The following is a 13,781-nucleotide window of genomic DNA, read 5'->3' as shown; positions in this document are numbered from 1 at the left end:
AAAACCAGAGCCAGCCATGCACGACACCAAATTATTGCAATTGATCGAAGAAGACATTCTCCCTGCACAACATCTGCTGGAGTTGCTGCAGGCCGAAGCCCTCGCCTTGCATGGTCGTGATATGCCGCTGCTGGAAAATATCCTGGCCCAGAAACAATCGCTGATCGTGTTGCTCGATCAACACGGCCGCTTGCGCAGCGAGTTGCTGGCCAGCCTGAACTTGAGCCCTGAGCGCAGTGGCGTGGAGGTTCTGGCCAGCCAGTCGCACCTGGGTAGCCAATTGCTCGCCCGGCTGGATGTTCTGGCTCGGTTGATGAGCGATTGTCACGCCGCCAACGCCAGCAATGGCCGGTCCATTCAATTGCAGCAGATGGCCACGTCCAATCAGCTCAGAATTCTGATGGGCGGCGAATCCCCTTCGCTTTACGACAACCGAGGCTCGACCTCCCCGCTTTCCAAGCCGCGAACATTCTCGCAGGCTTGATTTTTCTGTATTCGGCGTGGAGCTTGATGGCAAAATAGCAGCTCTTGCGTGATGTCGTTTTAGCCTGGAGATTGATGAACCGTGTTCAATGCCCAAAGCGCGGAAGATGCCCCGCAGCCTCCGAAAGTGCTCAGCACACCTATGGAAATCGCCGCGAACCTGCGGATGCTGCTCGAGAGTAATGATCCTCTGATCATCACCTTTCACGAACGCAACCAGCGCTTCCAGACTTATCTTGTTGCCTTGGACCGCGATGCGCAAACCATTGCCCTGGACGAAATGGTCCCGCGCGATGGCGAGCGTTTCCTGGAAAAGGGTGAGCCCTTCCGCATCGAAGGGTTTCATGATGGCGTGCGGATTGCCTGGGAATCGACCCAGGCAATGACCATCGACGACGCCGACAGCGGTCGTTGCTACCGGGGCAGCCTGCCCGAAGAGGTGGTGTATCACCAACGCCGCAATGCCTTCCGGGCTGCGTTGAAGCTGTCGCAACTGGTCAGTGTGGAACTTGACGGCAGCAAGCTCAAAGGCAAGGGCGTGCTCGCAGGCAAGCTGCTGGACATCTCCGCGACGGGCTGCAAGCTGCGGTTCGAGGGTGATGTCAGCGAACGCCTGCAATTGGGCCAGGTCTATGAACGCTTCGGTGCCGCACTGCCCTTTGGCAAAATGAGCGCGCCGGTAGAACTGCGCTACCTGCACTTCGAAGAAAGGCTCAACACCACCTTTGCCGGTGTGCGCTTCCACAACATGAGCGGCCTGGTGCAACGGGAGGTCGAGCGCTTCGTCTATCAACTGCAGCGCGAAGCCCGTCGCTTCGATAAAGACGACGACTATTGAGCCTCGATTCCCTCGCCCGGCCCGGGCGAGGGAAGCTGTTCACTCCCCTTCGCGCTTGTGCCTGCGCAGTCCCTGCTCCAGATCGGCAGCGGGTTCAGCGCGCAGCGGCGTTGCCAGCGGTGCCTGCACTTCGGCTTGCGGCACTGCCTGTTCCTGTGGCTGCGGCTCTGGCACTTGATCGGGCACGGGCTCGGTTGGCGTGCTCACGGCGTCGCCTTCAGGTTCAACCGTGGTGTACATCTGGTCATGTACCACTTGCTCATCCACACGCGGGTCAAGGGCCGCCGCCAAGGGCGAGCTGGCGGCCGGCATCGCCACGTGAAGCAGGGGTGCATCGTCGACCTGATGCAAATTGGTGACGGCCTTGGGCCGGATGCGCCACACCAGCACCAGCGCGAAGAAGCTGAAAAAAGCGTACAGCATCTGGCTGCCGAACAGTTTCATCAACACGCCAGCCACCAGCGGACCAATACTGGCACCCACGCCGTAGGTCACCAACAGCATCGCCGTCAACGAGACCCGACGCTCGCCTTCGACGTGGTCATTGGAAAAGGCTACCGCCAGCGGGTAGAGGCAGAACTGCAGCAAGGACACGATGAAGCCGACGGCGAACAGTACTTCGAGCGGCACCGTCGGCAATATGGCCAGCGGCAAGGCCGCCACTGCCATGCAGATGGCCGCCGTACGGATCAACACTGCCCGGTCGTAGCGATCCGATAGCCAGCCCAGCGGCCACTGCACCAGCAGCCCGGCAAGGATGCAACTGCCCATGAACAGACCCACCTGCTCGGTACTCAGGCCCTGCTGCGACGCGTAAAGCGGGGCCAGGCCATAGAAGGAACCGACGATCAGCCCCGCCCCCAGAACCGTACTGAGCGATTGCGGAACGCGCTTGATGAAGAAGCGTGGCTCCATCGGCGCCGGGTGCAGGGGGGCCGGGTGAATCCGCCGAGTCAACGCCACGGGCACCAGGCACAAGGTAAAGCACATCGCGACCAGCATCAGCAACTCGAGCCCCAGCTGCGGGTGCATGACCAGAATCAACTGCCCGAGCACCAGCCCCAGGTACGAGGCGATCATGTAGCCACTGAACACCGCGCCACGCTGCTTGGCATCGGCCTGCTCATTGAGCCAGCTCTCGATGACCATGTACTGGCACATCATCCCCAGGCCGACGATCACCCGCAGGAACAACCAGGCCGGCAGCCAGTCGATCAGGCCGTGCCCCAGCACCGCCGCACCGACAATGCCGGCACAGGTGACATAAGCGCGGATATGCCCTACCCGGGCAATCAAGCGGTGACCGATATTGCCACCCAGGGCCAGGCCGAAATAGTTGGCCGCCATCAAGGCGCCGACCCACAGGCCGTCGGTATGAGCGGCAGCCAGCCGCAGGGCAAGGTAGGTACTCAACAGGCCAGAACCGATCAACATCATCAGCGTTGCGAAGTACAGCGCACGAAAAGATTTCCAGATCTGTCGCATCGGCGTTCCGTGCGCTCCTTGAGTGAGGTGAAAAAGTGTTTACAAGAATAAGTGAAAAAGCGCCCCGCGCTGGTGCAGTGACGAAATAAACAGCAACTGCGCCGTGGTCATCAAGCCTGCGACGCCAGTACTCGACGCTCCCATGGGCTGATCTCATCAAGGTAGCTGGCCAACTCCATGGTCTTGGTGGCGATGTAGCCTTCGATGAATTCCTTGCCAAAAAGTGCCCTGGCCAACTCACTGCGTTTGAGACGTTCCAATGCTGCCGGCAAGGTACATGGCAGCAACAAATGATCGGGCACTTCGAACTCGCCCTGGATCGCCTCGGTGGGCTGCAACCTATGCTCGATACCGTGCAACCCTGCCGCCAGGCTCGCCGCGATAATCAGGTATGGGTTGGCATCGGCACCCGGCAAGCGGTTCTCGACCCGGCGCGCGGTCGGGGCACTGGCTGGAATTCGCAGGCCTGCGGCGCGATTGTCTTCTGACCAGCAGGCATTGTTCGGCGAGGCATAAGGGTGGGACAGGCGTTGATAGGAATTGACGTTGGGCGCAAACAGCGCGGTGAACTCCGCCATGCAGGCTTGCTGCCCGGCGATGAATTGGTAGAAGGCAGCCGTCGGTTTTCCGGCCTCATCGTTGAACACGTTTCGCCCGCTGCCGAGCTCGACCACGCTTTGATGGATGTGCATCGAACTGCCCGGCGTTTTCGCCAGCGGCTTGGCCATGCACACCACGCTCAAGCCATGCTTGAGCGCGACTTCCTTGAGCAAGTGCTTGAACAGGAAGGTCTGGTCGGCCATCAGCAAGGGATCGCCGTGCAGCAAATTGATCTCGAACTGGCTGACGCCCATCTCATGCATGAAGGTGTCGCGCGGCAGGCCAAACGCCGCCATGCATTCATACACTTGCGTGAAAAACGGACGCAGGCCATTGTTGGAGCTGATGCTGAATGCCGACTGCCCGCCTTCGCGGCGACCATCCAGGCCCACCGGCGGCTCGAAGGGTTGCATGGGGTCAGTGTTGGGTGCGAAGACAAAGAACTCCAGTTCCGTGGCCACCACCGGGGCCAGCCCGCGCGCCGCGTAACGGGCAATCACGGTCTTGAGCAGGCTGCGGGTCGACAGGCCCGAACCCTGGCCACTCAACTCATTGGCATCGCAAATGGCCAGGGCACGCGGCCGCTCGCTCCAGGGCAGGTGGTGGATGTGATTGGGGTCGGCTACCAGCGCGAGATCGCCGTCATCGCTGCCATAGAACCGCATGGGCGGGTAGCCGCCCATGATGCACTGCAACAGCACCCCGCGCGCCATCTGCAGGCGCCGTCCTTCCAGAAACCCTTCCAGGGTCATTACCTTGCCGCGCGGGACGCCATTGAGGTCGGGCGTGACGCACTCGACCTCTTCGATACCCTGCAATCGCTCGGCAAGTGAGCGCTGGCTTTTGGGGGTCATGACTCGATCCTTGAACTGCCTGGAAAAACCGCGAACGGTGATATGTACAACATATGCACCGGGCGTTCGGAATATCAAGCACCTCGCGGATAAATCATATATCCAATGACGAAACACGTCCTGTAGCCGCTACCGAAGGCTCGGTGCGCCGTTGCGACGCTGGAGTCCCGGAGGGGCTCCTCTGCGATCTTGAGATCCTGCGCCTGCTCCGCAGGCGAGCGCAGCCTTCGGCAGCGGCTACAGGTATCGGCATGACGCTTAGCCGGGAAGGGTCAGCCCATTGGCCGGCAACGGCAGCGCCGTCTTGTAGCGCACCTGCTTGAGGGCAAAGCTGGAGCGGATATTGGCCACGCCCGGCAGGCGGGTCAGGTAATCGAGAAATCGTTCCAGGGCCTGGATGCTCGGCAGCAGGACACGCAACAGATAGTCCGGATCGCCCGTCATCAAGTAACACTCCATGACCTCCGGGCGCACGGCGATTTCTTCTTCGAAACGGTGCAGGGACTGCTCGACCTGTTTTTCCAGGCTGACATGAATGAAAACGTTCACGTCCAGCCCCAGTACCTCAGGCGCCAGCAACGTCACCTGCTGGCGAATCACGCCCAATTCCTCCATGGCCTTGACCCGGTTGAAACAGGGCGTGGGCGACAGGTTCACCGAGCGGGCGAGCTCGGCATTGGTGATGCGGGCATTTTCCTGAAGGCTGTTGAGAATGCCGATATCGGTACGGTCCAGTTTGCGCATGAGATAAATTCACCTGTCTTTTTAATTTATAGAGAATATTTATCCACAACTCAGCGCAAACGCAACGAACTTGAGAGAAATATTCTCCAGGCCCAGGAATATGATTAAGCCACGTCAATTTTGATGACTGATGAGTCAGCAGGGTCCCGCACCCTGAGCCAGACTAAGTATCAAAGGTTGCACAGCTCCGACGCCCAACAAAAACACAAGACTGAGCGAGCGTAGAGAAAGCATGAACTCCTATGAACCCCTGCGTCTGCATGTTCCCGAACCGACCGGCCGCCCTGGCTGCAAGACCGACTTCTCCTATCTGCACCTGAGCGATGCCGGCCAGGTTCGCAAGCCCCCTATCGATGTCGACCCCGCCGACACTGCCGACCTGGCCCATGGCCTGATTCGCGTGCTCGACGAACACGGCCAGGCACTTGGCCCGTGGGCCGAGGGCATTCCGGTAGAGATCCTGCGCCAGGGCATGCGCGCCATGCTCAAGACCCGTATCTACGACAGTCGCATGGTCGTCGCCCAGCGCCAGAAGAAGATGTCCTTCTACATGCAGTGCCTTGGCGAGGAAGCCATCGGCAGCGCCCAGGCGCTGGCCTTGAACATGACGGACATGTGCTTCCCGACCTACCGCCAGCAGAGCATTCTGATGGCGCGCGATGTGCCCCTGGTCGACCTGATCTGCCAACTGCTTTCCAACGAGCGCGACCCGCTCAAGGGACGGCAGCTGCCGATCATGTATTCGGTGCGCGATGCCGGCTTCTTCACCATTTCCGGCAACCTCGCCACCCAGTTCGTCCAGGCAGTCGGCTGGGCCATGGCGTCGGCGATCAAGGGCGACACCAAGATCGCCTCGGCCTGGATCGGCGATGGCGCCACCGCCGAATCGGACTTCCACACCGCCCTCACCTTCGCCCATGTGTACCGCGCCCCGGTGATTCTCAACGTGGTCAACAACCAGTGGGCGATTTCAACCTTCCAGGCCATCGCTGGCGGTGAGTCCACCACCTTTGCCGGCCGCGGCGTGGGTTGCGGGATCGCTTCACTGCGCGTCGACGGCAACGACTTCATGGCCGTCTACAGCGCCTCGGCCTGGGCTGCCGAACGCGCCCGGCGCAACCTTGGCCCGACCCTGATCGAATGGGTGACCTACCGCGCCGGCCCGCACTCGACCTCGGACGACCCGTCCAAGTACCGGCCTGCCGACGACTGGAGCCACTTCCCGCTGGGTGACCCGATCGCACGTCTCAAGCAGCACCTGATCGCCATCGGCCAGTGGTCCGAAGAAGAGCACCAGGCGGTCAGCGCCGAGCTTGAAGCCCAGATCATCGCCGCGCAGAAAGAAGCCGAACGCTACGGAACCCTCGCCGGCGGCCAGATGCCGAGCGCCGCGACGATTTTCGAGGACGTCTACAAGGAAATGCCAGAGCACTTGCGTCGGCAGCGCCAGGAGCTGGGGATCTGACATGAACGATCACAACACTAACATTCAGGTAGAAAACGCCATGACTACCACCACCATGACCATGATCCAGGCCCTGCGCTCTGCCATGGATATCATGCTGGAGCGTGATGACAACGTCGTGATCTACGGCCAGGACGTCGGCTACTTCGGTGGCGTGTTCCGCTGCACCGAAGGCCTGCAGGCCAAATACGGAAGCTCGCGGGTATTCGATGCACCGATTTCCGAAAGCGGCATCGTCGGCACGGCAGTGGGCATGGGTGCCTACGGCCTGCGCCCAGTGGTCGAAATCCAGTTCGCCGACTACTTCTACCCGGCCTCCGACCAGATCGTCTCGGAAGCGGCTCGCCTGCGTTATCGCTCGGCCGGTGAGTTCATCGCCCCGATGACCATGCGCATGCCCTGCGGTGGCGGCATCTACGGTGGCCAGACCCACAGCCAGAGCCCGGAGGCCATGTTCACCCAGGTCTGCGGCCTGCGCACGGTCATGCCCTCGAACCCCTACGACGCCAAGGGCTTGTTGATCGCCTCGATCGAGAATGACGACCCGGTGATCTTCCTCGAACCCAAGCGCCTGTATAACGGCCCGTTCGATGGCCACCACGACCGCCCGGTTACGCCCTGGTCGAAACACCCGGCCAGCGCTGTGCCCGACGGTTACTACACCGTACCGCTGGACAGCGCCGCGATCACCCGCCCAGGCAACGCAGTGACCATTCTCACCTACGGCACCACGGTCTATGTGTCCCAGGTCGCCGCCGAGGAAACCGGTATCGATGCCGAAGTCATCGACCTGCGCAGCCTCTGGCCGCTGGACCTGGAAACCATCGTCAACTCGGTGAAGAAAACCCGCCGCTGCGTGGTCGTGCACGAGGCTACCCGCACCTGCGGTTTCGGCGCCGAGCTGGTAGCACTGGTCCAGGAGCATTGCTTCCACTACCTCGAAGCCCCGATCGAGCGCGTCACCGGTTGGGATACGCCGTATCCCCATGCCCAGGAATGGGCGTATTTCCCTGGCCCCTCACGCGTGGGTGCGGCTTTGCAACGGGTCATGGAGGTCTGAATGGGTACGCACGTCATCAAGATGCCGGACATTGGCGAAGGCATCGCTGAAGTAGAACTGTCGCAGTGGCACGTCAAGGTCGGCGACATGGTGGTCGAAGACCAGATACTGGCCGATGTCATGACAGACAAGGCGATGGTCGATATCCCCTCCCCGGTACACGGCAAGGTCATTGCCCTCGGTGGGCAGCCGGGTGAAGTCATGGCGGTAGGCAGCGTGCTGATCAGCATCGAAGTCGAAGGCGCCGGCAATTATCAGCCGTCGGCCAAGGACGCCACGGTCGCAGAAGCCCCGGCACCTGCACCTGCGCCTGCACCTGCGCCGGTGGCCGCGAGCAAACCGGCAGAACAATCTGCGCCGCAGCCGCTATCGCCTGCTGCCAGCGCCCCTGCCCCTGCACGCAACGTTCCGGTGCCGCGTCAGGCCGACGAGCGCCCGCTGGCCTCCCCTGCCGTGCGCAAGCGCGCCTGGGATGCCGGTATCGAGCTGCGTTATGTGCACGGCAGCGGTCCCGCCGGGCGGATCCTTCACGAAGACCTCGACGCCTTCCTGAACGCGCCGCAAGATGCCACCCAGGCCGCGGTCGCCGCCTATGCCAAGCGCACCGACGAGCAACAGATTCCGGTCATCGGCCTGCGCCGCAAGATCGCCCAGCGCATGCAGGACACCAAACGCCGTGTCGCGCATTTCAGCTATGTCGAAGAGATCGACGTCACCGCACTCGAAGAGTTGCGCGTGCACCTCAATCAGAAGTGGGGCGACAGCCGCGGTCGCCTGACCCTATTGCCGTTCCTGGTACGGGCCATGGTTGTGGCCCTGCGTGAGTTCCCGCAGATCAACGCCCGTTATGACGACGAAGCGCAGGTCATCACCCGGCTCGGCGCGGTGCATGTGGGCATCGCCACCCAGAGTGACGACGGCCTCAAAGTGCCGGTGTTGCGCCATGCCGAAGCCGGCAGCCTGTGGAGCAACGCCAGCGAGATCGCACGCCTGGCCACGGCTGCCCGCACCAACAAGGCAACCCGTGACGAGCTGATGGGGTCGACTATCACCCTGACCAGCCTGGGTGCCCTAGGCGGCATCGCCAGTACCCCGGTGATCAACGCACCGGAAGTGGCCATCGTCGGCGTCAACCGCATCGTGGAACGGCCCATGGTGATCAAGGGCCAGATTGTCATTCGCAAAATGATGAACCTCTCCAGCTCCTTCGACCATCGGGTGGTCGACGGCATGGACGCCGCGCAATTCATCCAGGCCATTCGCGGCCTGCTCGAACAACCCGCCAGCCTGTTTGTGGAGTGAGTATGCAGACTTTGAACACCACCTTGCTGATCATCGGCGGCGGCCCCGGCGGTTATGTCGCGGCCATTCGTGCCGGTCAGCTGGGCATCCCGACCGTTCTGGTCGAGGGCCAGGCCCTGGGCGGCACTTGCCTGAACATCGGCTGCATCCCGTCCAAGGCGCTGATACACGTCGCCGAGCAGTTTCATCAGACCCACAAGCACAGCCAGCAGTCGAACCTGGGCATCAAGGTCCAGGCGCCGAGCCTGGACATCAACCAGAGCGTCAGCTGGAAGGACGGCATCGTCGATCGCCTCACCACCGGCGTCGCCACGCTGCTGAAAAAGAACAAGGTCGAAGTGGTCCAAGGCTGGGCCCGGATCATCGACGGCAAGACGGTCGAGGTCCAAAGCGCCAATGTGCGCATCCAGTGCGAACACCTGCTGCTGGCGACCGGTTCGCAGAGCGTCGACCTGCCGATGCTGCCCATCGGTGGCCCGATCATTTCCTCCACTGAAGCCCTCGCCCCGCGCGCCCTGCCCAAGCACCTGATCGTGGTCGGTGCCGGCTACATCGGCCTGGAACTGGGCATCGCCTACCGCAAGCTGGGGGTCGAGGTCAGCGTGGTCGAAGCGCGCGAGCGGATCCTGCCAACCTACGATGCCGAATTGACCTTGCCTGTAGCCGAGTCACTCAAGGCGCTGGGCCTCAAGCTTTACCTCAAGCACAGTGTCGAAGGTTACAGCGAGGCTACCCAGACCTTGCAGGTACGCACGCCGGACGGCGAACAGATGGAACTGCAGGCCGACCAGGTGCTGGTCGCGGTCGGTCGCCGCCCGCGCACTCAGGGCTTCAACCTGGAAACCCTGGCCTTGAAGATGAACGGCCCGGCGATCGCAATCGACAACCGTTGCCTGACCAGCATGCGCAATGTCTGGGCGATCGGCGACCTGACCGGCGAACCGATGCTCGCACACCGGGCCATGGCCCAGGGCGAGATGGTTGCCGAGCTGATTGCCGGCAAGCACCGCGAGTTCAACCCCACCGCCATCGCCGCCGTGTGCTTTACCGACCCGGAACTGGTGGTGGCCGGCACGACACCGGAGGCGGCGCAGCAAGCGGGCCTGGATTGTCTGGTGGCACAGTTCCCCTTCGCAGCCAATGGCCGGTCGATGACGCTGGAATCCAAAAGCGGCTTCGTGCGCGTGGTCGCGCGTCGGGACAACCATCTGATCCTGGGCTGGCAAGCCGTCGGGGTCGGGGTCTCGGAGCTGTCGACGGCCTTTGCCCAATCGTTGGAGATGGGCGCAACGCTTGAAGATGTCGCCGGTACCATCCATGCCCACCCTACCCTGGGTGAAGCGGTACAGGAAGCGGCGTTGCGCGCATTGGGGCATGCGTTGCACCTCTAGGTTGAGGTTGTCTGCCTGATCACACGAGGCCCGCCAATATGGCGGGCCTTGTGCGTTTCAGACTCCACTCGGTCTCCTGATCGCGGGATGCATTCCTTTGCTGTGCGTGGGGAACGAAAAACAGCAGTGCACGACTGAGTTTATGTCCGAAAACCCGAATCAACGCCGATCTTTGCCGCTGCCGCAGGCTCGGTGCGCCGCTGCGACGCTGGAGTCCCGCAGGGGCTCCCCCGGCGGTCTTGAGATCTTGCGCCCGCTAACGCGCGCGAGCGTCGCAACGGCGCACCGAGCCAGCGGCAGCGGCAGCGGCAGCGGCTACAGCATCGGTGTCGCTTGGAGTTTTTGCGGGGCAAAAACAAAACCCCATCTGCTTACGCAGATGGGGTTTCGGAATTTGATCTTGACGATGACCTACTCTCACATGGGGAAACCCCACACTACCATCGGCGATGCATCGTTTCACTGCTGAGTTCGGGATGGGATCAGGTGGTTCCAATGCTCTATGGTCGTCAAGAAATTCTGGTGCCAGGCCGTCTTGCGACGTCTTGGCGAATCGGGTATGTGATGATTTGTGCGTCGCAAACTTTCGGTTCGTTTCGTCTTCACTACCGCAATTTGGCCCTGCTCTTTACAGGAGCAGCAAATTGCTTGGGTGTTATATGGTCAAGCCTCACGGGCAATTAGTATTGGTTAGCTCAACGCCTCACAGCGCTTACACACCCAACCTATCAACGTCGTAGTCTTCGACGGCCCTTCAGGGAGCTCAAGGCTCCAGTGAGATCTCATCTTGAGGCTAGTTTCCCGCTTAGATGCTTTCAGCGGTTATCTATTCCGAACATAGCTACCCGGCAATGCCACTGGCGTGACAACCGGAACACCAGAGGTTCGTCCACTCCGGTCCTCTCGTACTAGGAGCAGCCCCTCTCAAATCTCAAACGTCCACGGCAGATAGGGACCGAACTGTCTCACGACGTTCTAAACCCAGCTCGCGTACCACTTTAAATGGCGAACAGCCATACCCTTGGGACCGGCTTCAGCCCCAGGATGTGATGAGCCGACATCGAGGTGCCAAACACCGCCGTCGATATGAACTCTTGGGCGGTATCAGCCTGTTATCCCCGGAGTACCTTTTATCCGTTGAGCGATGGCCCTTCCATACAGAACCACCGGATCACTAAGACCTACTTTCGTACCTGCTCGACGTGTCTGTCTCGCAGTCAAGCGCGCTTTTGCCTTTATACTCTACGACCGATTTCCGACCGGTCTGAGCGCACCTTCGTACTCCTCCGTTACTCTTTAGGAGGAGACCGCCCCAGTCAAACTACCCACCATACACTGTCCTCGATCCGGATAACGGACCTGAGTTAGAACCTCAAAGTTGCCAGGGTGGTATTTCAAGGATGGCTCCACGCGAACTGGCGTCCACGCTTCAAAGCCTCCCACCTATCCTACACAAGCAAATTCAAAGTCCAGTGCAAAGCTATAGTAAAGGTTCACGGGGTCTTTCCGTCTAGCCGCGGATACACTGCATCTTCACAGCGATTTCAATTTCACTGAGTCTCGGGTGGAGACAGCGCCGCCATCGTTACGCCATTCGTGCAGGTCGGAACTTACCCGACAAGGAATTTCGCTACCTTAGGACCGTTATAGTTACGGCCGCCGTTTACCGGGGCTTCGATCAAGAGCTTCGCGTTAGCTAACCCCATCAATTAACCTTCCGGCACCGGGCAGGCGTCACACCCTATACGTCCACTTTCGTGTTTGCAGAGTGCTGTGTTTTTAATAAACAGTCGCAGCGGCCTGGTATCTTCGACCGGCATGAGCTTACGCAGTAAATGCTTCACCCTCACCGGCGCACCTTCTCCCGAAGTTACGGTGCCATTTTGCCTAGTTCCTTCACCCGAGTTCTCTCAAGCGCCTTGGTATTCTCTACCCAACCACCTGTGTCGGTTTGGGGTACGGTTCCTGGTTACCTGAAGCTTAGAAGCTTTTCTTGGAAGCATGGCATCAACCACTTCGCGCTCTAATGAGCACTCGTCATCAGCTCTCGGCCTTGAACCCCCGGATTTACCTAAGAGTCCAGCCTACCACCTTAAACTTGGACAACCAACGCCAAGCTGGCCTAGCCTTCTCCGTCCCTCCATCGCAATAACCAGAAGTACAGGAATATTAACCTGTTTTCCATCGACTACGCTTTTCAGCCTCGCCTTAGGGACCGACTAACCCTGCGTCGATTAACGTTGCGCAGGAAACCTTGGTCTTTCGGCGTGGGTGTTTTTCACACCCATTGTCGTTACTCATGTCAGCATTCGCACTTCTGATACCTCCAGCCAGCTTCTCAACTGACCTTCACAGGCTTACAGAACGCTCCTCTACCGCATCACCCTAAGGTGATACCCGTAGCTTCGGTGTATGGTTTGAGCCCCGTTACATCTTCCGCGCAGGCCGACTCGACTAGTGAGCTATTACGCTTTCTTTAAAGGGTGGCTGCTTCTAAGCCAACCTCCTAGCTGTCTAAGCCTTCCCACATCGTTTCCCACTTAACCATAACTTTGGGACCTTAGCTGACGGTCTGGGTTGTTTCCCTTTTCACGACGGACGTTAGCACCCGCCGTGTGTCTCCCATGCTCGGCACTTGTAGGTATTCGGAGTTTGCATCGGTTTGGTAAGTCGGGATGACCCCCTAGCCGAAACAGTGCTCTACCCCCTACAGTGATACATGAGGCGCTACCTAAATAGCTTTCGAGGAGAACCAGCTATCTCCGAGCTTGATTAGCCTTTCACTCCGATCCACAGGTCATCCGCTAACTTTTCAACGGTAGTCGGTTCGGTCCTCCAGTCAGTGTTACCTAACCTTCAACCTGCCCATGGATAGATCGCCCGGTTTCGGGTCTATACCCAGCGACTAAACGCCCTATTAAGACTCGCTTTCGCTACGCCTCCCCTATTCGGTTAAGCTCGCCACTGAATATAAGTCGCTGACCCATTATACAAAAGGTACGCAGTCACAGAACAAGTCTGCTCCCACTGCTTGTACGCATACGGTTTCAGGATCTATTTCACTCCCCTCTCCGGGGTTCTTTTCGCCTTTCCCTCACGGTACTAGTTCACTATCGGTCAGTCAGTAGTATTTAGCCTTGGAGGATGGTCCCCCCATATTCAGACAAAGTTTCTCGTGCTCCGTCCTACTCGATTTCATTGACAAGAGATTTTCGCGTACAGGGCTATCACCCACTATGGCCGCACTTTCCAGAGCGTTCCGCTAATCTCAAATCAACTTAAGGGCTAATCCCCGTTCGCTCGCCACTACTAAGGGAATCTCGGTTGATTTCTTTTCCTCAGGGTACTTAGATGTTTCAGTTCCCCTGGTTCGCCTCTTGCACCTATGTATTCAGTACAAGATAACCATCTTGTGATGGCTGGGTTCCCCCATTCAGACATCTCCGGATCACAGTCTGTTTGCCGACTCCCCGAAGCTTTTCGCAGGCTACCACGTCTTTCATCGCCTCTGACTGCCAAGGCATCCACCGTATGCGCTTCTTCACTTGACCATATAACC

General features: G+C 59.7%; 9 protein-coding genes and 2 rRNA genes. 6 read left to right on the top strand and 5 right to left on the bottom strand.

The window, feature by feature from the left end; translation table 11 throughout:
- The first annotated feature begins 16 nt into the window (after positions 1-16).
- On the top strand, positions 17-484 hold the full coding sequence (locus NVV94_RS07530; RefSeq protein WP_258446578.1) for a flagella synthesis protein FlgN: 468 nt from the start codon (positions 17-19) through the stop codon (positions 482-484).
- A 141-nt stretch (positions 485-625) separates the two neighbouring features.
- Positions 626-1,321 (top strand): flagellar brake protein, encoded by a 696-nt coding sequence (locus NVV94_RS07525; RefSeq protein ID WP_408733484.1) that lies wholly within the window; start codon positions 626-628, stop codon positions 1,319-1,321.
- Positions 1,322-1,360: 39 nt separating this feature from the next.
- Here the strand turns inward: NVV94_RS07525 and NVV94_RS07520 are convergent, their stop codons facing one another.
- The 3 genes from NVV94_RS07520 to bkdR all read right to left on the bottom strand — a co-directional run bounded on the left by NVV94_RS07520 (position 1,361) and on the right by bkdR (position 5,004).
- The gene (locus tag NVV94_RS07520; RefSeq protein WP_258446575.1) at positions 1,361-2,806 is read right to left on the bottom strand and encodes an MFS transporter; all 1,446 of its coding nucleotides are present in this window, start codon (positions 2,804-2,806) and stop codon (positions 1,361-1,363) included.
- 110 nt (positions 2,807-2,916) lie between these two features.
- On the bottom strand, positions 2,917-4,158 hold the full coding sequence (locus NVV94_RS07515) for a glutamine synthetase family protein (protein WP_258447640.1): 1,242 nt from the start codon (positions 4,156-4,158) through the stop codon (positions 2,917-2,919).
- A 360-nt stretch (positions 4,159-4,518) separates the two neighbouring features.
- Positions 4,519-5,004, bottom strand: coding sequence for a Bkd operon transcriptional regulator BkdR (gene bkdR / locus NVV94_RS07510; protein WP_166364004.1), 486 nt, complete (start codon positions 5,002-5,004; stop codon positions 4,519-4,521).
- Positions 5,005-5,236: 232 nt separating this feature from the next.
- On the opposite strand from bkdR, the gene NVV94_RS07505 reads away from it, so the two are divergent.
- From NVV94_RS07505 to lpdA, 4 genes are read left to right on the top strand one after another with little or no spacing between them, the layout of a single operon-like run.
- Positions 5,237-6,469 carry a 3-methyl-2-oxobutanoate dehydrogenase (2-methylpropanoyl-transferring) subunit alpha gene (locus NVV94_RS07505; RefSeq protein WP_258446574.1) on the top strand — a complete coding sequence of 411 codons (1,233 nt, stop codon included), beginning with the start codon at positions 5,237-5,239 and terminating at the stop codon, positions 6,467-6,469.
- A gap of 1 nt (position 6,470) precedes the next feature.
- Positions 6,471-7,529: an alpha-ketoacid dehydrogenase subunit beta gene (locus tag NVV94_RS07500; RefSeq protein ID WP_258446573.1), complete on the top strand. Its 1,059-nt coding sequence runs from the start codon at positions 6,471-6,473 to the stop codon at positions 7,527-7,529.
- Complete coding sequence (locus tag NVV94_RS07495; protein ID WP_258446572.1) at positions 7,530-8,831, top strand: dihydrolipoamide acetyltransferase family protein; 1,302 nt, start codon at positions 7,530-7,532, stop codon at positions 8,829-8,831. It begins immediately after the preceding gene.
- Positions 8,832-8,833: 2 nt separating this feature from the next.
- On the top strand, positions 8,834-10,222 hold the full coding sequence (lpdA, locus tag NVV94_RS07490) for a dihydrolipoyl dehydrogenase (protein ID WP_258446571.1): 1,389 nt from the start codon (positions 8,834-8,836) through the stop codon (positions 10,220-10,222).
- Between the two features lie 398 nt (positions 10,223-10,620).
- Here lpdA and rrf read toward each other — a convergent pair.
- Positions 10,621-10,736, bottom strand: a 5S ribosomal RNA gene (gene rrf / locus NVV94_RS07485).
- A 145-nt stretch (positions 10,737-10,881) separates the two neighbouring features.
- A 23S ribosomal RNA gene (locus NVV94_RS07480) occupies positions 10,882-13,773 on the bottom strand.
- Positions 13,774-13,781 lie beyond the last annotated feature (8 nt).

The sequence above is a fragment of the Pseudomonas sp. LS1212 genome (assembly GCF_024741815.1).
GTDB lineage: Bacteria > Pseudomonadota > Gammaproteobacteria > Pseudomonadales > Pseudomonadaceae > Aquipseudomonas.
This window is presented reverse-complemented; position numbering and strand designations above follow the sequence as displayed.

Coding starts and splice junctions, on each gene's coding strand:
- NVV94_RS07530 (WP_258446578.1), top strand. CDS start 17: ATGCACGACACCAAATTATTGCAATTGATCGAAGAAGACATTCTCCCT.
- NVV94_RS07505 (WP_258446574.1), top strand. CDS start 5,237: ATGAACTCCTATGAACCCCTGCGTCTGCATGTTCCCGAACCGACCGGC.
- lpdA (WP_258446571.1), top strand. CDS start 8,834: ATGCAGACTTTGAACACCACCTTGCTGATCATCGGCGGCGGCCCCGGC.
- NVV94_RS07495 (WP_258446572.1), top strand. CDS start 7,530: ATGGGTACGCACGTCATCAAGATGCCGGACATTGGCGAAGGCATCGCT.
- NVV94_RS07520 (WP_258446575.1), bottom strand. CDS start 2,806: ATGCGACAGATCTGGAAATCTTTTCGTGCGCTGTACTTCGCAACGCTG.
- NVV94_RS07500 (WP_258446573.1), top strand. CDS start 6,471: ATGAACGATCACAACACTAACATTCAGGTAGAAAACGCCATGACTACC.
- bkdR (WP_166364004.1), bottom strand. CDS start 5,004: ATGCGCAAACTGGACCGTACCGATATCGGCATTCTCAACAGCCTTCAG.
- NVV94_RS07515 (WP_258447640.1), bottom strand. CDS start 4,158: ATGACCCTGGAAGGGTTTCTGGAAGGACGGCGCCTGCAGATGGCGCGC.
- NVV94_RS07525 (WP_408733484.1), top strand. CDS start 626: ATGGAAATCGCCGCGAACCTGCGGATGCTGCTCGAGAGTAATGATCCT.